The sequence below is a fragment of the Pseudoduganella aquatica genome (genome assembly GCF_020865585.1).
GTDB lineage: Bacteria > Pseudomonadota > Gammaproteobacteria > Burkholderiales > Burkholderiaceae_D > Rugamonas > Rugamonas aquatica_A.
The window spans coordinates 5377399-5395705 of record NZ_CP086370.1; the positions used below are offsets into that span (position 1 = coordinate 5377399).

At 66.0% G+C, this 18307-nt stretch carries 17 protein-coding genes; 2 read left to right on the plus strand and 15 right to left on the minus strand.

The window, feature by feature from the left end:
- Nucleotides 1-4: 4 nt before the first annotated feature.
- The 10 genes from gspG to KT882_RS24075 all read right to left on the minus strand — a co-directional run bounded on the left by gspG (nucleotide 5) and on the right by KT882_RS24075 (nucleotide 12513).
- The gene (gspG, locus tag KT882_RS24030) at nucleotides 5-448 is read right to left on the minus strand and encodes a type II secretion system major pseudopilin GspG (protein WP_161072632.1); all 444 of its coding nucleotides are present in this window, start codon (nucleotides 446-448) and stop codon (nucleotides 5-7) included.
- A 145-nt stretch (nucleotides 449-593) separates the two neighbouring features.
- Nucleotides 594-3773, minus strand: a complete 3180-nt coding sequence (locus KT882_RS24035; protein ID WP_161072633.1) for a S8 family serine peptidase — start codon at nucleotides 3771-3773, stop codon at nucleotides 594-596.
- Between the two features lie 40 nt (nucleotides 3774-3813).
- Nucleotides 3814-4539, minus strand: a complete 726-nt coding sequence (locus KT882_RS24040) for an NF038120 family PEP-CTERM protein (protein WP_161072634.1) — start codon at nucleotides 4537-4539, stop codon at nucleotides 3814-3816.
- Nucleotides 4540-4796: 257 nt separating this feature from the next.
- A complete protein-coding gene (locus KT882_RS24045) occupies nucleotides 4797-5240 on the minus strand; it encodes a hypothetical protein (protein WP_161072635.1) in 444 nt (147 codons plus the stop codon).
- 58 nt (nucleotides 5241-5298) lie between these two features.
- Nucleotides 5299-6102, minus strand: a complete 804-nt coding sequence (locus KT882_RS24050) for a LuxR C-terminal-related transcriptional regulator (protein WP_161072636.1) — start codon at nucleotides 6100-6102, stop codon at nucleotides 5299-5301.
- Between the two features lie 14 nt (nucleotides 6103-6116).
- A complete protein-coding gene (locus tag KT882_RS24055; RefSeq protein WP_161072637.1) occupies nucleotides 6117-6851 on the minus strand; it encodes a winged helix-turn-helix domain-containing protein in 735 nt (244 codons plus the stop codon).
- A gap of 177 nt (nucleotides 6852-7028) precedes the next feature.
- Nucleotides 7029-7685 (minus strand): NF038129 family PEP-CTERM protein, encoded by a 657-nt coding sequence (locus KT882_RS24060; protein WP_161072638.1) that lies wholly within the window; start codon nucleotides 7683-7685, stop codon nucleotides 7029-7031.
- 9 nt (nucleotides 7686-7694) lie between these two features.
- Nucleotides 7695-10700, minus strand: coding sequence for an ExeM/NucH family extracellular endonuclease (locus KT882_RS24065; protein WP_228893495.1), 3006 nt, complete (start codon nucleotides 10698-10700; stop codon nucleotides 7695-7697).
- Nucleotides 10701-10835: 135 nt separating this feature from the next.
- Nucleotides 10836-11822, minus strand: a complete 987-nt coding sequence (locus KT882_RS24070; protein WP_228893496.1) for a TIGR03790 family protein — start codon at nucleotides 11820-11822, stop codon at nucleotides 10836-10838.
- Between the two features lie 145 nt (nucleotides 11823-11967).
- Nucleotides 11968-12513, minus strand: a complete 546-nt coding sequence (locus KT882_RS24075; protein ID WP_161072641.1) for an FxDxF family PEP-CTERM protein — start codon at nucleotides 12511-12513, stop codon at nucleotides 11968-11970.
- 322 nt (nucleotides 12514-12835) lie between these two features.
- Between KT882_RS24075 and KT882_RS24080 the strand changes: the two genes are divergently transcribed.
- Nucleotides 12836-13036 (plus strand): heavy-metal-associated domain-containing protein, encoded by a 201-nt coding sequence (locus KT882_RS24080; protein ID WP_161072642.1) that lies wholly within the window; start codon nucleotides 12836-12838, stop codon nucleotides 13034-13036.
- A gap of 15 nt (nucleotides 13037-13051) precedes the next feature.
- Here KT882_RS24080 and KT882_RS24085 read toward each other — a convergent pair whose 3' ends face one another.
- Nucleotides 13052-13759 (minus strand): glutathione S-transferase, encoded by a 708-nt coding sequence (locus KT882_RS24085; RefSeq protein ID WP_161072643.1) that lies wholly within the window; start codon nucleotides 13757-13759, stop codon nucleotides 13052-13054.
- A 121-nt stretch (nucleotides 13760-13880) separates the two neighbouring features.
- Here KT882_RS24085 and KT882_RS24090 point away from each other — a divergent pair, with 121 nt between their 5' ends.
- A complete protein-coding gene (locus KT882_RS24090) occupies nucleotides 13881-14642 on the plus strand; it encodes a sulfite exporter TauE/SafE family protein (protein ID WP_228893497.1) in 762 nt (253 codons plus the stop codon).
- Here KT882_RS24090 and cueR read toward each other — a convergent pair.
- From cueR to KT882_RS24110, 4 genes are read right to left on the minus strand one after another with little or no spacing between them, the layout of a single operon-like run.
- Nucleotides 14632-15018 (minus strand): Cu(I)-responsive transcriptional regulator, encoded by a 387-nt coding sequence (cueR, locus tag KT882_RS24095; RefSeq protein ID WP_161072645.1) that lies wholly within the window; start codon nucleotides 15016-15018, stop codon nucleotides 14632-14634. The two genes, KT882_RS24090 and cueR, sit on opposite strands and share 11 nt — an antisense overlap.
- Before the next feature lie 3 nt (nucleotides 15019-15021).
- Nucleotides 15022-15864, minus strand: a complete 843-nt coding sequence (locus KT882_RS24100) for a FecR family protein (protein ID WP_228893498.1) — start codon at nucleotides 15862-15864, stop codon at nucleotides 15022-15024.
- A 45-nt stretch (nucleotides 15865-15909) separates the two neighbouring features.
- Nucleotides 15910-17487 (minus strand): ShlB/FhaC/HecB family hemolysin secretion/activation protein, encoded by a 1578-nt coding sequence (locus KT882_RS24105; protein ID WP_161072646.1) that lies wholly within the window; start codon nucleotides 17485-17487, stop codon nucleotides 15910-15912.
- A 49-nt stretch (nucleotides 17488-17536) separates the two neighbouring features.
- On the minus strand, nucleotides 17537-18298 hold the full coding sequence (locus KT882_RS24110; RefSeq protein WP_161072647.1) for a FecR family protein: 762 nt from the start codon (nucleotides 18296-18298) through the stop codon (nucleotides 17537-17539).
- Nucleotides 18299-18307: the final 9 nt, after the last annotated feature.

The window sequence follows — 18307 nt, forward strand, 5'->3', positions numbered from 1 at the left end:
GGGCTTACTGGGACGAAATATCGGCGTCTTCGCCGGTGCCGCCAGGCTGGCCATCCTTACCCAGCGAAATGATCTCGTACTCGCCCTTGGTGCCGGGCGCGCGGTACTGGTAAGGCTTGCCCCACGGGTCGGGCGGCACGCCTTTTTTCAGGTAGGGACCGTTCCACTTGGCGCCGGCCGACGCGGGCGCGGCCAGCAGCGCGGCCAGGCCCTCCTCGGCGCTGGGATAGCGGCCCACGTCGAGGCGGTAGGTGTCCAGCGACTTTTCGAAGGCCTCGATCTGGGCCTTGGCGATGGTGACTTCCGACTTGCCCAGCTGGGAGAAGTATTTGGGGCCAACATAGGCCGCCAGCAGGCCGATGATGACGATCACCACCAGCAGTTCCAGCAGGGTGAAACCGGCGGCGCGGCGCGGCGCTTTATTACCTTGTAGCTGTGCTGCGTGCATCCGAACGACTCCTTATTTACTGCTATAGGCTGAATCCGCCTAGCCTACCACGGGGTTTAAGCATTCGACAACGTTTTCCGCAATAAAAACAGCCGCGCGGGACATGCCCGCGCGGCTGCGATTTACCGCTCTTGCCGAGTGACAATTAGTCGATCAGTTTCGAGCGCGTGCGTTCCGTTTCCGCCACAGGGATGGTGGCCGTGCCGGTATTGACGTTGACGATGGTGGTGGTCTGCACGTTGCCGTTCAGATCCTGGAACTGGATACCGCCCAGGTAGGAGGTATCGTTGGCCAGGCCGGACCAGGTGGCGACAATGCTGGCCGCCACGTTGGCCACCACTTTGCCAGGCAGAACCACGGTAAACTTGCCGCCCACGTCGGAGGTGGTCACCACGGTCGACTGCAGCTTGTGCGACATCGCCGCAGCGCCGCCGTACGCCACGACGCACACCTTGTAGTTGCCTGCGTCGGGACCGGCCACTTGCACCGACTCATTGCTGCCGTCGTTGCCCGAGTACACCCAGGCGCCGGACGGCGTCAGCAGGCCCATGTCGTTGTCGTCGCCGGCGGTGCCGACATCCGCATCGCGCAGTGCGAAGCGCGCTGCAACCGTGCCGGCAGGAATGGCCACGTTATACACCTTCACGTTCGGCAGGTCGTTGCCGGCCGCGCAAGCCAGCTTCAGGTTCGCCGAGCTCATCGGCGCCGGGGCCAGCGTGACCGCTTCGCCCAGCGTCGGCGCTTTCAGGCCGCCCTTGAGGGCGGTCATGCGGCCATTGAAGGTGGCTTTCATCGGGAAGATGCGGGTACCCGAAGTCTTGTCGCCGGTCAGCTGCGTGGTGCCGGCGATGGACTTGCCGGTGCGGGCCTGGATCGGGCTGCGCACCACATGGGTGCCGTCGGTCCAGCTCAGGGTGCCGAAGTTCCACACGCCGTTGGCGGCGCTGGTGGTGGTCAGCTTGACGGTGAAGGCGGCGGTTTCGCCCGGCGCCAGCGTCAGGCTGGCCGGCGTGACCACCGTGCTGAAGCCCGGCACCGAGGCGGTGGCGTTGTAGGTGGCGCTGGCGCCGCCCACATTGGTCACCGAACGGCGCACGGTGACGCTGTTCTGCACGCCGCCGATGGTGATCGAAGGCAGGTTCAGGTTGTAGGTCTCGTCCAGCGTGCCGTACAGGGTGCAATCGCTTTGCGGCTGCACAGCGGCCTTGTTCACCTTGCACTGGTAAGCCACGTAGTCAGGCTTTTTCAGGTCGTACACCAGGCCCGGATCGGCAGCCTTGTTCGGGTCGACGTGGCCGGCGCCTTGCGACCACGGCAGCAGGCCGTTCTGCGCGCCGGCCAGGCCGTCGTTCAGGGTGGTGTAGGCGGTGGTCATCAGCGCCGACTTGATAGCGGCCGGGGTCCAGTCAGGATGCAGCTGGCGCATCAGCAGGCCCAGGCCGGCCACGTGCGGGCTGGACATCGACGTGCCCTGGTAGGACGCGTAGGCCGCTGGCGGCACCAGCGTACCGGCGGCCACGGCGGCGTGTTCGGCCGGGGTCAGCGCGGCGGTCACGCTGGCGATCACGTCCACGCCTGGCGCGGTCAGGTCCGGTTTCAGCATATTGCTGTCGCCGGCGTTCGGGCCGCGCGAGGAGAAGCCGGCCATGATGGGCGCCGGCGCCGACTTGATGGCGAAGGCGCTGATGGCGGCGCTGGCGCTGGCGCCTTGCGCCAGGGCGTAGGCCTTGATGTCGGCGCCATTGGCAGCCGTCACGTGCACCGTCGGCACCGAGTGCGCTTCCGAGACCAGGCCGCCGCCGTTGTCGGCCATGACCATGCCCACACCGCCGGCCTGCAGCACGGCCAGGCTCTTGTCGACACGGGCATTCTCGCCGCGCGTGCAGATGACGACCTTGCCGGCGACCTTGGCCGGGTCCAGCTTCACCTGGCTCAAGGCGGCGGCAGCGGCGCCGTCGCTGAAGCACAGGCTGGCGGCGCCGCCGCCCAGGCCGGCGTCTTCGGCGCGGATCAGCGGGGCCGAACCGAGCGGGTTCACGTTCAGCGAGGCGCCGCTGTACTTGGCGCCGCTGCCCAGGGTCACTTCCGCCTGCGTGCTGCGGTCGTGGGTGGACGCGGCCACCGTGGTCAGCCACGGGCTGACGTGGGCCACCGCTTGCGCCGGACCGCTGTTGCCGGCCGAGGCGGCCACGAACACGCCGGCCAGCGAGGCGCGGTAGAAGGCCTGCTCGACGGGGTCGTTGACCGAGGTCTGGGAACCGCTGATCGAGTAGTTGATGACATTCACGCCGTCCTTGACCGCCTCGTCGATGGCCAGCACCGAGTCGGTGTTGTAGCAGGTGTTGCTGGCGTTCGTGCCGTCTTCGGCGGCCGGATCGTCATAGGTCCAGCACACTTTGTAGGCGGCGATGCGGGCGCGCGGCGCCATGCCGGTGCTCGGCCCCATCGGCACGCCGTTCACGGTGGCGAAGGCGCCGTCGTTGCCGGCCGCGGTGGACGCGGTGTGGCTGCCGTGGCCGCCGTGGCCGGTGGACACGCCGTTGCTGCCGATGTTGGAGTCACGCGGCGAATAGAATTCGCTCCAGTTCTTTTTCGGGCCGTTGGACGACACCAGGAAGCCGGCGTTGAAGTACTTGGCGCCGATCAGCTTGTTGTTGCAATGCAGGCCGGCATCGAAGCCCTCGCCGCTCTGGCAGCCGCCTTTGAAGCTGGCGGGCGGGCTCAGGTAGGCCAGCGTGCCCGAGCCGTCGAAGGTCGGGTTGCCGTTGGCGTCGACGCGGTCGGCGAAGGCCGGGTTTTCCGGCCAGATGCCGCTGTCGACCACGCCGATCACCATGTTCTCGCCCTTCACCAGCTGGCCGCCGGTGAATTTCGACCACAGGCCGCCGGTCGTGCTCAGGCCCAGGAAGCGCGCGGTGGAGATGGTGTCGACACGGCGCACGGCGTCGGCCTGCACGTCGGCCACGGCCGGATTGTTTTTCAGCGCCAGCACTTCGGCGTCGGTCAGCTGCACGGCAAAGCCGTTCAGCACCACGTCATAGTTGGCGATGACGGCAGGGTTGCCGACGCTGGCCAGCACTTCGGTCTTGCGGTCGCCCAGGTAGCGGATGTATTCCTGCACGCTGGGCGCGCGGAAGTCGAACACTTCGCCAGGGGCCGGCTGGGTCGCAGCCAGGCCGTTGACGCCGCCGTTGTAGGTGGCGGCGGGCTGGTCCGCCAGCTGCACGATGTAGGTGCGGCGCTCTTCTTGCGCGCCGGCGTTAATGGTCAGGCTGGACAGCAGTGCCAGCACTGCCAGCGAAATTGGACGCAGGTTCAGGTTCATGGTTTTTCCCGGAATGGATTAAAAATGGAACAGCACAGGCTCAAGCCGAACGGCGGCGGCGCAGTGCGCCGAGGCCGAACAGGCCCAGGCCGAACAGGGCCATGCTGGTGGGTTCCGGGACGGTAACGATGTTGTCGAGTGCAAAGTTGCCGATGCCATTGGTGCGGCTGCAGCTGCCGGTGGCGTCGCAACCGTAGCCATAGATGCGCACGAAGTTGACTTCATAGCCCGCCAGCGGCGACAGGCTGTAGTTGGCGAAATTGAAAGCGCCGCCGGTCGGGCCAGGCAGGAAGATGGTCTGGGAGTTGCCTACGGCAACGCCTGCGGCGTTGAAGCCCTGGATCAGCAGCGCGCCGGCGGTGGCGGGAAAGCTGGTGCCGTCTGCGCCGACATAGCTGGCCTGCAGGGAGCTCAGGTGGAAATTACTGCCGCTGTTCAGGCCAAAGTACAGATAGCCGTCATTCAGGCCGGTGTAGTAGTTGCTTTTGTTATTGGTCGGGCAGCCGCCGGAAACGCACAGCTCGTTGGTGGAACCATCGACAATCACACCGGCCAAGTCGCTGCCCAGGGTGGCGCCGTAGGCGTAGGTCTCGATCCAATAGTCCCCGGTTGACTGGTTTTGCCCCGCGTACAGGATGGGCGAATTGGTAAAGCCGCTCTCAAAATTAAGTACTCCCGCTTGAGCAAAACTGCTGGCTGCCAGCGCCGCAACGCATGCCGCTTTTTTGATTAGTTTGCTCGTCCCGCTTGTCGTAAATTTAGCCACGAAATCCCCTGGATATAAATGGTTTCTTAGTTTTTAGAAAGCTATCTTGTCTTGTGGATAGATAACTTGCCGGCCTCAACCACTCCCCTAGTTGAGTCCGTTTCTTAAAGCATTAACCGTGCCCATGAAATATTTTCAAAAGAATCAGGAAGTTGATTCATTTGCATGGTTGCAAGGAGCTTAAACTGTAAGATTTTTCGACAAAAAATGTTTCTCGTGTGAATCAAATTCACGCGGGAGGCGTGACAATCGGAAGGTCAGTCGGCGCGGCCGGACGGCCCGCCAGGAAGGGTGCGGCAATAGCCGGCGACACAGCCCACGGCAGGCTGCGGAACAACTTGACAAGTGGCGGCCATGCCCTCTTTCTCGGCAGCCTCGTTGGCGCTCTTGCGCAGCGCGGTGTAGCGCTGCGCGAGCGGAGCGGCGGCGGCCATCTGCGCGGAAGACATGGCCAGCCAGGCGGACGGGCCGCCGCACAGGCGCGCGCCAACCGGCAAGGCATGGCAGTCGGCGGAAGCGGTACAGGTGGAGGCGGCCTCCATGGCGCGCAGGCGCTGCAGGAGCTCAGGCAGGGCCGCCGTGCCGCCAGGCGGCTGGGCTGCGGCGGCGCCACTGCCCTGGCTGCTGCCAGCCAGCGCGGCGCAGCCCAGCAAAGCGCCGGCGGCGGCAAGGACAAGCAGCGTGGTCAGGCGCATGGACATGGGCGGTGGGCGCCGGCGAGGAAGGAATCATCCATCATGTGCTTGTGCGGCCGCCGCGTCAAGCGCGCACTGCGCCGCCGTCCAGCAGCCGCAGCGCAATGCCGCGCGCCACCGCCTGCGTGCGGTTGCTGACGCCCAGCGTTTTGTAGATGCGCTGCAAATGGTTTTTCACGGTAAGACCGCTGATGCCGAGGATCTGCCCCACTTCGGTATTGCTCTTGCCTTCCCTGACCCAGTGCAGGATTTCCATTTCGCGCCGGCTGACGGGGCGCTCGGGCAATGCGGCGGCGGGCGCGGCGTCCAGGCGCAGCAAGGCGAAATGCAGATGGGGCAACAGCAGTTCGAGAAAATACGCCTGGCGCGGACCGGGGCGCTGGGGCATGCCGAACAGCGCAAAACAGGTGCCGCCGCCAGGCAGCTCGCCGCTGCCGTGCAGCAAGACATTGTCCAGGCCCAGACGCAGCAGGTCGGGGCCAAACGCGGCCCACGGGCCGGCACCGGCGACACCGGCGGCACCGGCGGCGACAGCGGCCGGCAAGGCCGGTGCGGCCTGCCCGTCAGCACGCGCGCCGGCGTGGCGCGCAAGGCGCGGCGCCAGCCCTTGCGCGGGATCGCACAGCTGCGCGAGCACAGCCTGGTCGAGCACGGTGCCGTGCAGGCATTCCGTGCGCAGCAAGCCACCGTGCGCACCACCCGCCGGACCGAACTGCATGCAGACCATCACGCGGTGCGGCAGCAGCGCTTGCAGCTGGCCTTGCGTCCATAGGAAATAGCTGCGCAGCTCGCGCACCGACAGCGACGCTTCGATGGCGCCCAGCAGGTACTCCTGTTCCAGCTTGCTCAGGATGACCGTGTGCTCCATGGCGCGCGCGAGCCTCAGGCAACGGCGGCGACGCGGGCCGTGAAACGGTAGCCGCTGCCGCGCACGGTTTCGATATGGTCGTGGTAGCCGCTGGGCTGCAAGGCGCTGCGCAGGCGGCCGACATGGGTGTCCACGGTGCGTTCGTCCAGGCAGGCGTCCGCGCCCCACACCAGGTCCAGCAATTGCGCGCGGCTGTACACCCGTTCCGGATGCCGCATCAGGAAATGCAGCAGGCGGAACTCCACCCGCCCGAGGCTGAGCTGGCGCCCGCCTGCGACGACGCGCTGGGCGGCGGCGTCCAGCCGCAGCGTGGCCAGCTGCAGCGCGTCCTTGCCTGCCATGGCGCCGTCTGGTGCGCCAGCGTGCAGCGCGGCGTGCGCCTGGCGGCGCAGCACGGCGTGCATGCGGGCCAGCGTTTCGCGCGGGCTGAAGGGCTTGGTGATGTAGTCGTCGGCGCCGCTCTCCAGGGCCATGATCTTGTCGGCCTCGGCAGCGCGCGCGGTCAGCATAATGACGGGCAGATCCTCGGTGCGCGGCTGCGCGCGCAGGCGGCGCAGCAGGGACAGGCCGGATTGCCCGGGCAAATCCCATTCCAGCAGCAGCAGCGCGGGCGCGGCGGTTTCCATCATCAACAGCGCGCTTTCGGCGTCCAGCGCGCACAGCGGCTGGTGGCCGGCCTGGCGCAGGTTCAGCGCCAGCAGCTGCTGGACCTGCGGATCGCAGTCGATGATGAGGATGGGGGATGGCATGGAACCACTATGCATCAGCCCGGATAGTGCTTACTAATACAATTTAATTGCGCGATTCATAGGATTTTCGACTAAATTTTCGCTCTCCCTATGAAAAACGCGCCGCCCTTGAGGGGGCGGCGCGCATGGTTCAGGCGCTTGCGCGCGCACCGGCCGGTGCGCGGAAACAACAGACTATCAAGCCGCCAGTGCCATGCCCTGCTTGGGCAGGCCGGCCGTGGCGCGGCGGCGCAGCACCAGCGCCATCAGCGCCAGGCCGGTGCCGCTCAGCAGCCAGTCCGACGGTTCCGGCACCACACCCACCGCGCCGGGATCATTGTTGTCCTGGCCGATACTGCCGCTTCCTCCGGGAACGGTGGCTGGCGTCCAGACGAACGATGCGAGCACGCCGGTATCCGGGTCATAATTGCCAAGCGCCCGGTTGTCCAGAGAGTACGCCGACACGGCAAAGACGGAGGCGACCGTGGTCAAAGGATCGATGGCGCCGCCAAAAGTGATGTCGAAGCTGACCTGGCCGATAGTGAAGTCGACCGCGTGAAACAGATCGTTGCTCAGCAAATTGCTGAACAGATAGCCGCCAGCCTGCTGTGTGACGTTCATCACTTCCTTGTAGGCGCTGCTATCGAAGCCCACCATGTTCGACACCAGGGCTGTGGCCTCGACCGCGCCGCCCTGGCCCAGGAACTGCATGTCGATAAAGCCGGTGGCTTCACCAAAATTGCTGGTGTTGATCGTGACGTGGATGGTGCCGGCCGAGGCCGCGCCGCAGCCCGCGCACAGGGCCAGCGCCAGCGCCGCGCGGCGCAGGAAGGTGCTCATAGAATTGAAGTACATGATGGTTCCTTAGAAAGTGCCGCTATAGAATTTCGGGCTGTAGCCAAACACGCCGCGAGATGGATTGGTGAAGATCAACTGGACGTTCATGGTGGCGCCCGGCGCCAGTGTCGCGCCGGCGACGTTGACATACGGCGCACCATCTTGCGTGCCGCTCGCATTGTCCAGCGTCACGCCGGCGGTCAGCGCGTTCAGCTTGACGATGAAGGGACCGCTCAGCGGCGCGGCGCTGGTGTTGGTCACATTGACGCTGCCGACGTATTTCTGCGTCATGCGGTTGTAGATGGCGGAGATCTGCGTCATCTTCACGCTCGCGCCCAGGTCGACGAACTTCGGCTGCAGGTTCAGGCTCACCACCACCGGATCATGGTCCGAGGCGCGGTAGGCCAGCGCGTTGTACAGGTCCTGCGGCTTGCCGTCGGTGTTGTAGTCGATCACGGTCGGCTCGTCGGCGTTCAGGTGCCATTCGGCGGCGCCGGCCACTTGCGGGCTCAGCGAGGCGCTGGCCAGGGCGTGGTCCAGGTAGCCGCTATTGCTGCCGAACACGTAGGAGTACGGCATGCCTTGCGGACGCACAAAGCGCTCCAGCTGGTTGACGAAGCCCGCGTTGGTCATCACGAAGACCGGGTCTTCCATGCCGTAGGAGTTCATGTCGCCGATCAGCAGCACGTCCGGATCGCCGGCGGCGGCCACCACTTGCGGCACGAAGCTGTTCACCAGGCGCGCTGCCTGCAGCTTGCGGGTGTTGTTCCAGCAGCTCTGGCTGTCGCCCTTGTCGGCGTCCAGGCCGGTGCCGGACGGGCAGCTGCCTTTCGACTTCAGGTGGTTCACCACCAGCGAGAACTTCTCGCCGTTGTTGGCCTGGAAGGTCTGCGCCATTGGCGGACGGTTGTTGACGCTGTCGTCGTCCGACAGCGCGCCGCCCACCAGCGTCAGCCTGGATGGCTTGTAGATCATGGCGACGCGGATGGCGTCGGTGCCGGTGGCGGCAGGCGCAGGCACCACGGCGTACACCGGCGAGCCGACGGCCGCATTCAGCGCGTTGGTGAGGTAGGTCACCGCGTAGTCGCCATTGTTCTGGATTTCCATCAGGCCGTAGACGTCGGCGTCGATGGCTTTCAGTTCGGCCACGATCTTGTCGCGCTGGCGCTCGAACTCCGCCAGGTTGTCGGCGCCGCGGCAGTTGCTCAAGGTGGTGGTGCTGCCGACCTTGCAGCCCGAGGTGGTCTGGCCTTCCACGTTGCGGCCATTGGTGAAGGTGGTGAAGAAGTTCAGCACGTTGGCGCTGGCCACTTTCACGTTACCCGGGGCCAGCACGGGTGCATCTTCGCGCGGATTGGTGCGCGAGAACACCGGCGGCGACACGGGCTGCAGCTTGAAGGTGGTGATGCTGCCGCCGGCGGCGCCGAAGTCGATCACGCCCACCAGGTCGGTGACGGTGTCGCCCACGCGCACGGTGCCATCCTGGCCGATGTAGGGGATGGTGGGCGGCGTGACGAACAGGCCGTCGTCCAGCACGATCATGCCGGCCGCGTTGGACGCCGCCAGCGCAAGCGCTTCCGGCGAACGCGCAGGGTAGCGGTTGGTCGGCACTTCCAGGCGGCCGTTGGCCAGCGTCAGCTCGCCGCGGTCGCCGAGGAACTCGGCCTGGTTGACCGTCAGCGGACGGTTGAAGCGCACCAGCATGCCTTCCACCTGGGCCAGGTTGTCGCCCAGTTCCACGTTGACCGGGGTGATGGCCGGGCCGTCGCCCATCGGCACCACGGCGCTCACGTCCTTGAACTCGGTGTAGGAGCGCTTGGCGCCGGTCGGCACGTATTCGTACACCAGGCCGGTCACGCGGGCGATCTGGCCCACTTGCACGGTCGGCGCGGTGGAGGTGAAGACGAAGATGCCGTCCGAGCTGGTGACGTCGTTGTCGCCGACCGGATCCTGCATGAAGAAGCCGTTGGACACCTTCAGCGTCACCACGCCTTCGGCGGTCTGGACGGTGTTGGCGTAGGGGCTAGGGGTGTCGCCGGTGCTGGCGCCCTGGATTTGCGGAATGGTCTTGGTCGGGGTGGCCAGGCCGGTCACCTTCACGGTCACCGGGCAAGTGGCGAACTGGTTGCCGTCGTTGGAGAACTCGATGGTGACCGGGTAGCTGCCCACACCCAGATTGGACGCCGCGCTCAGGCTGACGTTGGCGGTGCCGCCCACCGCGCCGGCGGCGGTGAAGCCGTCCAGGCCGATGCCGGCCAGCGCGCCGGCCGAGATCCTGGCGCCGGTAACGATGCTGTCCTCGTCGGTCGCGCTGAGCGGCACGCTGCCGCTATAGCCTTGCGCGACGGACAACGTGGATGGGCAGGTGGCGACGATGGGCTTGACCACCGTGGCGCCGCAAGCCAGGATCACGGAGGTGTTGCGCGGATTCGGGGCCAGCACTTCGAAGTCGGCGCCGTTGTTGTCGGTGTCGGTGCAGCCGTTGCCCTTGCGCAGCGCGGCGGTCAGGTTGCCCAGCGTGCCGGTCGGGGCGTTGCCCTCGGAGAAATTGGCGGTGCTGCCGTAGCCAACCAGGTCGACCAGTGCCGCGCCGCTGGGATTGACGACGGTGAAGGCGGTGGTGGTGTTGCTCAGCGCAACCTTGCCGGCGCCCGCCGCCATCGCCAGCGTGCCGACCTTGTCGGCCGTCACGGTGGTGGCGGTGCCGCCCGCGCCCGCAGCTTCCTGGACCATGTAGTACTGGCCTGGCTGCAGCATGACGTTGGTCAGCGGCGTGACGGCCCAGCTATTGCCGGTGGCCGACGCGTACTGCACGCTCCAGCCGTTGAGCGACACGGCCGTGCTGCTGCGGTTATAGAGTTCGATGAAGTCGTGTTTCAGCAGCGCGGCGCCGGAGCCGGTGCCATTGCCGCCCGCGCCATACACCTGGCTGATGACGACGGCCGAATCGGCCAAAGCGGGAGCGGACAGGCTGGCCAGCAAGGCGGCCAGCACGGTGAGGCGGCCTGGCGCGGCGGGGGCGGATGGTTTCATATGCGGTCCTGGTGTGGGAAGCGTTAACAAAATGATTTCTATAGTTGCTATCCGCATATTAATATAATCACATGACAAATTGATGACTCGTCATTAGTCCGAACGGACTAAAGTTGTAACGATCCGACAAATGTCTCAGTTGCGGCGCTCGGTTGCAACGCTCAGTTGGCGATAAGGCGCGGCGAGCGGCTCGCCGATAAACACGCCCTGCGCCGGCCAGGACACGCTTTTCCAGTAGGCTTCCAGGGCGGTATCGCCGTTCAGGTAGTGGCGCAGCAGCACCGTGGGATGGGGGAATTTCTGCCAGTAGTTGCAGGGTTCGCTGACGGTGCCGTAGCTGGCGGTGGCGCCCGCCTCCAGCCAGCGCAGGCTGCTCATCTGCGTGGCGCCGTACAGGTCGCCGCCAAAGGAAGTCAGATGGTCGGCCAGGGCGCCGGGCAGGAAAGCCAGCGTGTCCAGCTTGTCCACCTTCGCCATGCCGGTCTGGTACAGCATGATGTCGCGCGCGCCTTCGAGCGCGTCCGCCTTCTGCCGGTGGATGGTGAGCTTGCGCTGCGCCAGCACACCGGCGCGCGGATAGAACGGCACGCGGCTGTTGCGCTGCGCTTCGCTGGTCTCCAGGTAGTAGGCGCCGGCGGCCGGCACGCGGAAACCGCTGGCCACGCCACGCCCTATCAGCGCCTTGCCCTGCTCCACCGAATCGGCCGGCAGCAGCATGGCCAGGCGCAGGCCAAGCGCGCTGAACGGCCGCGCCATGGCGGGCCCGGCGGCGTTGAAATAGGCACTGGGTTTGCCCGGCTGGCAGGTTTTGGCGCACAGTGCGCTGTCCAGGCCCAGCGTGTAGGCGGCGGTGATGCCGTTGCATTCGACCGCATAAGGCGCGGTCCACACCATCAGCACGGCCTGGATCTCCGGCCCCAGCCTGGCGTCGATGTCTTCCTTGAGCTGGCGGAACTGCGCGGCGCCGAGCTTGCGCGGCTTGCCGGGTATGCGCACGTGCACCATGTTCCCGGCTGGAATGCCGCGCTGCTGGCGGTAGTATTCGCCCAGCTCTACGCTGTTGGGGTCGTCGTCATTGATCACCACGGCAAGCTGGGCCGGCAGGATGGCGGCACTGGCCATGGACGCGGCTGCGCAGCAGCACAATGCCGCGAGCGCGGCGAATAAGCGGAGTAAGCGGAAAATAGGATCTCCTGGCGTAAAAACGGAAGCCGCAGCCTCCGTTTTTTATTATAGCGCCGTCAGGCGCCACGCCACGTTGGCGGCATCAGGCTTGAGAGTCCGCCTGCTGCTTGCGGCGGCGCGCCAGGAAACCCAGCACGCCCAGGCCGCCCAGCATCATGCCGTAGGTGGCTGGCTCCGGCACCGGCGCCAGGGTCAGGTGGCCGGCATAGCTGGCGTCGTTGGCCGACAGCACGGTGCCGCTCACTTGCAGGTAGTAGCTGCCGGCGCTCAGCGGACCCATGGAATTGATGGTCCAGACATCGGCCGCGCCGTTGCCGTGGTTGCTGCCGCCCAGCACCAGGCCGGCCGCGTTGTACAGGCTCAGGCCGGTGATATCGATATTCTTGAGCGGACCGGCGCCCGGCGACACCGAGATCACGCCGCCGACGAAGTTGCTCAGGTTGCCGCTGGTGAAGGTGAAGCGGTCCGTGAACAGGTCGCCCACGCTGTAGGCGGTCAGGTCGCGGCCGAAGTGGGCCGTGTTGCCGGTCAGTGCGGCGGCGGTGGTCTGGCTGATGTCGGCGGCGTGCGCCAGGCTGGCGCCGGCAGTGGCGCCGACCAGGGCCAGCGCGACTGCGATGGATTTCATTTTGATCATAATACCCCCGTAAAAAAGGATGAAAGGCAGGAAAGCTGTCGTGTGCGCACAAGACTGCCCAGGCATCCTAGCATGATCAAAACGAAACATTAACAAGGAAATACGTAAAAATTTCCTTTAAAAAACAATGTCTTACGTAAATTTTGAGGCTGCACGGGCTGGCAAGCCCGGCAGTTAGCGGCCTCCCGCGCCGCCGTCCGCAGCGGGTAGGAACAGGCCTACAAAAACGCGAGCCATAGAGGAAGCAGCGCCAAGCTTGACCTTCCCATCGTGGTAAGGGTTACAGTAAGCACATCACAACAAGGAGGTCGATATGTATCAGCTGAAAGTGGAAGAGATGAGCTGCGGGCATTGCGTGGCCAGCGTGACCAAGGCCGTGAAGGCGCTCGATGCGCAGGCCAGCGTGGCGGTGGACCTGGCCGCCGGGCAGGTGAAAGTGGAGTCCAGCGCGGCGCTGGAAGCGGTGAAGGCGGCCATCGCCGGCGCGGGCTTCCCGGTCAGCGCGGCCCGGTAAGCTGCACGGCCCACCTCATTCCAGCTCGGGGTAGCGGCGGAAGATGCCGTCTTCGTTAAAGGGGATGCGCCGCTTCGATGCCAGGTAGGCGGCAATGTTGGGCCGCACCGCGACCATGCCGTGCAGCACCATCAAACCGGGCCAGCCGGGCTCCAGCTTCGCCATCGCTTTCGGGAAGGCGTAGCGCAGGCCCTCGATCAGCTGGAAGATCGACAAGTCCACGTAGCTCAGACGCTTGCCCACCATGTGACGGCCGCCGTTGTTTTGCAGGATGTGCTCGAAGTAGCCGAGGAACTTGGGAATGCGCTCGGCGGTGAAATCGGCGGCACGCTTCTTCGCTTCCGTCTTCTGCTCTTCGTAGTACAGATTGGTGGACACCGGATGGTGCGTGTCATGCGCTTCGTTGACGATGTCGGCGATGGTGAGCTGCAGCTGGTGCGCCCACAGCCAGCCCGCTTCGGCGCGCGGCGCCAGGCCGTGCTTGCGGCCCAGATAGAGCAGGATGTTGGCGGTCTGCCCAATCAGCAGCTCGCCCGCGCGCAGCACCGGCGGCGCAAACGCGGCGCGCACTTCCTCGTGCGGATCGATGGCGGCCTCCGTGGGCTTCATGCCGCCCTTGCCGCGCGCCACGTCCCTGTAGGCGGCGCCCGCCTCCTCCAGCGCCAGCCGCACGAATTCGCCGCGCCCCTGGATAGTGGGCCAGTAGTACAGTTCATACACCATCGCCTGCTCCATCTCGTTGGCGGTTTGAGGTCTCGCGGATAGTATAAAGGCAAAGCCTGAATCGGCAGGTGCCGCATCAGCCTGCGGGACAGCGTTGCAGCAACGCCGTTATAATCCCCGCATGTCCCCCGTCCCCCCACTCGAACTCCACACCGTCCTGCTGATCGCCGCCGCCGGCCTGTTTGCGGGGGTGCAGAACGCCCTCGCGGGCGGCGGCTCCTTCATCACCTTCCCCACCCTGCTGCTGGCCGGCCTGAACCCCGTGGCGGCGAATATGACGTCCACCATCGCCATGTTCCCCAGCCAGACCACGTCCGCCATCGCCGGCCGCAAGCTGGTGGGCGGCGTGGGCGGGCTGTCGTTCGAGCAGCTGTTCGCCATCAGCGTGGGCGGCGGCGTCATCGGCGCCATCCTGCTGATGGTCACGCCGCCGGTGTTCTTCTCCAAGCTGGTGCCGTGGCTGGTGCTGTTCGCCACCTCGGTGTTCGCCTGGGGCAGTTTCCGCAGCCAGCCGCTGCACGCGGTGGCCGGCATGCCCACCGGCGCGCTGGTGGCGGTGCAAAGCTGCATCGCGGTGTACGGCGGCTATTTCGGCGGCGGCATCGGCTTCCTGATGCTGGCCGCGCTGACCATCGCCGGCCAGCAGATCCGCATGGCCACGGCCACCAAGAACATGCTGGCGATGGCGATGAACGCGTCGGCGGCGGCCATCTTCGCGTTCTCGGGCATGATCAGCTGGCCCGCCGCGCTGGCGCTGTGCGCGGGCGGCATTGCGGGCGGCTTGTGCGGCTCGTGGCTGATCCACCGCATGCCGGAACGGCTGATGCGCGGCTTCGTGGTGGCGGTCGGCGCGGCGCTGACCGTGTGGATGTTTATTCGCTGAGCGTTTGCAGGATGGGGCAGTCGGGGCGCTGGTCTCCGTGGCAGCAGGACGCCAGCGTGGCCAGCGTGTCGCGCATTTCGGTCAGCTCGCGGATGCGCTGATTCAGTTCGTCCACGTGGGACAGCGCTATTTTCTTCACGTCCGCGCTGGCGCGCGCGCTGTCCTGCCATAGCGACAGCAGGCCGCGTATCTGTTCCAGCGCGAAGCCCAGTTTGCGGGCGCGCTTGATGAAACGCAGCGCGTGCAGATCCTTTTCGCCGTAGATGCGGTAGCCGGCCTCGCTGCGCCGGCTCTCGCTGACCAGGCCTATGCTTTCATAGTAGCGTATCATCTTGGCGCTCACACCCGATGCCTGCGCAGCCTGGCCGATATTCATCGCTTAACGAACCTCGCAGTCTATCGTGTTCGATTTGCCCTGCGGGCCGGTGCTGCTGGTCGGCGTCGACGAATTGAAAGCAGGCGGCGGCGTGAACGGGATGCCGGGATTCACAGGCAAAATGACCGGCGGCTGCTTGAAGTTCGGCGTATAGCCGAACTGGCCGGCGGAGAAGTTTGCCGTGCCGGCCGGGTTGGTGACGTGGATCAGGCCATCGAGCACCTGCACATACAGACCCGGCGCCCGCTGGGTGCCGGGTGTGGGCAGCACCAGCGGCCCTTGCGCCAGCTGCAGCGGCGCGACCGGCATCACGCTGTCGCCCAGCGCGGCGGTGCTGGCATTGAGCCAGGCCTGAAGCGAAGCCAGGGCGCGCTCTTCGTCGGGCGGAACGTATTCGGCCAGGAAGGTGGTGCCGCGGATGCCGATCGTGGCGCTCGGCGTTTTCAGCTCGAACTTTTCCTTGTTGCGCTTGCCCAGCAGGCCGGTTACGGAACGCAGGCCGCCCTTCACCAGGCTGAAATTGGCGGCGTCGCCGTCCGGCTTGGCGTTGTCGAAAGCGTAGCTGTCGATCTTCATGGTGGTGGCCGGCTTGAGCGTCATCTCGCTGTTGTCGATGAAGCGCACCATGGCGTAGGTGTTCTTCTCGGTGACCAGCGTGTCGCCGCTCTCCACCTCGGACTTGAGCGACAGGATCTTGACCGCGCCGCTGGCCTTGCGCGCCAGCAGCGGGCCGCTCAGCTGCACCACGGTGCCGGCCACTTGCGCCGCCAGGGCCAGGGTGCAGCTGCACCACAGCAGCAGCGCCAGCATGGCTTTTGTTGCAGACAGTTTTTTAGGCAGACTCATTTTGTATTCCCGATTCTTCGTGTAAGGCGCGCAAGTGCATCACGCTCAGTAAGACAAGCCCAGCCGGACGTGCAGGCGGTTGCCGCCGCTGTGCCCGGTGTCCCCGGCCTGCAGCACATGGCCGTAGTCCAGTTGCAGGTTGACGTAGGCGCCCATGGCCACGCGCAGGCCCAGGCCCGTGCTGCCTATGCTGCTGCTGCCGGGCTCGCCGGGCAGCCCGTGGTTGCGCTTGGCGTAGGCGGCGTCGTAGAAGGCCAGCGCGCGGCACTGCCAGCGCTCGTTCTTGCACAGATCCGGCGTGTACAGCTCCAGATTGGCGCTCAGGCCGCTGTCGTTCGATACCTCGCGTTCGCTGAAGCCGCGCACGGAACCGGCGCCGCCGGCGCCGAACTGCTCGCCCGGGATCAGCGCGTCCGCCGTCAGCTGGCCGTTGACGATGGCGCGCAGCTGCCAGTCCTGCGGCAGGCTGCGGCTGTAGCTGCCCGACAGGCGCAGCAGGTTGTAAGCCGCCTTGGCGCCGGCGCGGCTGAGGGTGAAGTCTTCCTGGCTGCCGCGCGAGCCGCCGGCCACGTTGTGCACCAGCGTGACCGAGCCGCCCAGCTCGGTGCCGCCGCTGCTCCAGTTGCCGACATAGTTCACACTCAGCGGATGGACCGTGACGTCGTTGCCGAAGTTGGTCCCCAGCGCCAGCACGCTGTTCTTGAAGGCCTTGTAATCCACCCCGTAGACCAGGCGCGACTCGTAGTTGCCGCGCTTGGCCAGGCCGTGCGTGTAGCGGGTGCCGAACACGGCGCCCTTGCCGCTGACCGCCAGGTCGAGAATGCCGGCCGACACGGTGCCGGAGTCGACGTTGGAGTAGCTGCCGAAGAAGTCCAGCGAGTCGTTCAGGCTGTACAGGGGAATGTGGTAGCCCACGCCGTACACTTTCACCGCGCCGGGCTTCTCGGCCGTGGTGGTGTACTGCAGGCTGGCCACATGGTCGCGGCCCCACAGATTGGCATGCTGCAGCACGAAGCCCAGGTGGGTCTTGCCGGTCTGCCCGGTGCCGGTGTTGTCGGCGTTGAGCATGGCCTTCCAGGGGTTCTCGTCCGTGGTTTCCAGCGACGCATCGACTTCGCCGTCGGTATCGCTGCTCTGCAGCTTCAGGTTCACTTTCTTGGCCGGATTTTCATTGGCCAGGCGCAGATTGCCGGACACCTCGGTCAGATTCGGCGTCTTGCCCTCTTGCAGCGCAGGCAGGCTGCGGCGGATATTGGCTTCGTCGAAATGCTGGTTGCCCTTCACCTTGACGCGGCCTATCCTGGTCTCCACCACGTTCAGGCGCACCACGCCGCGGTCCAGTTCCTGCTCCGGCAGCTCCACCGTCACCACGTTGTAGCCGCGCGCCTGGTAGGCCGCCTCCAGCGCTTCCAGCGCCCGCTGCACGTCGCCAAAGTCGCGCTGCTTGCCGGTGTAGTTGGCCACCAGGCCGGCCACCTCGGCGGCGGGCAGCAGAGTGTTGCCCGTCACCTCGAAACGGCTGATTTCAAAACGAATCACGGCATCGGGCTCGGCTGCCCAGGCTGAGGTCACGGCGGCGGCAAGCACACTGCCTGCAAAAAAGCGCGCTAGTTTCAATGTCATATTGGCTCTTGGTTTTTTCTGATGCTGCGTAGGTATTTCAATCGGATTCTCAGTAAGCATCGGCGGGCGGCGGCGGCGAGAACGACGCGGGCGGACTGAACTGGATACCGGGGTTGGCGGTCATTTTCACCGGCTTGGTGGTCAGGTCCTTGATGTAGCCGAACTGGCCGGGATCGTACTGCCCCACACCGGCCTGGTTGGTCACGGAGATGCCCCCGTCGCTGACATAGACGTGCAAGCCGGGCGGCAAGCCGCCGGCCGGCGGCGGCGCGGGCGGAATCATGCTGCCCGACGGCGGCGCGGCCTGCTCAGGCGCGGCGCCCGCCTCCACGAACTCCAGGATGAAGGTGGTGCCGCGGATGCCGATGTTGGCGCTGGGCGTGCGGATCAGGAATTTTTCCTTGCTGCGCTGGCCCAGCAGGCCGCTGACCGAGCGCATGCCGCCCTTCAGCAGCTGGAAGCTGGCCTGGTCGTCGGCCTGCTTGCCGCGCGCAAAAGCGAACTGCTCCACCTGCAAGGTGGTGGACGGCTTCATGATGACTTCGCTGTTGTCGATAAAGCGCAGCTGCGCGTAGGCGCCGGCCTGGGTCAGCAGGGTGTCGCCGCTTTCCACTTCGGAGCGCAGCGCCAGCGGCTTGACGCTGCCGTCCGGCTTCCGCGCCAGCATGGCGCCGCTCAGCTGCACCACCGTGGCCGCCACCGGTGCGGCCAGCGCCGCGCCAGGCAGGGCCGCAAGGGCGGACAGCAGCAAGCCGGCCGCAAGGACGCGGCGGCGGGCGAGACGGCTGGCGGGGCGGCAAGAAAGCGGCATGCGGACGGC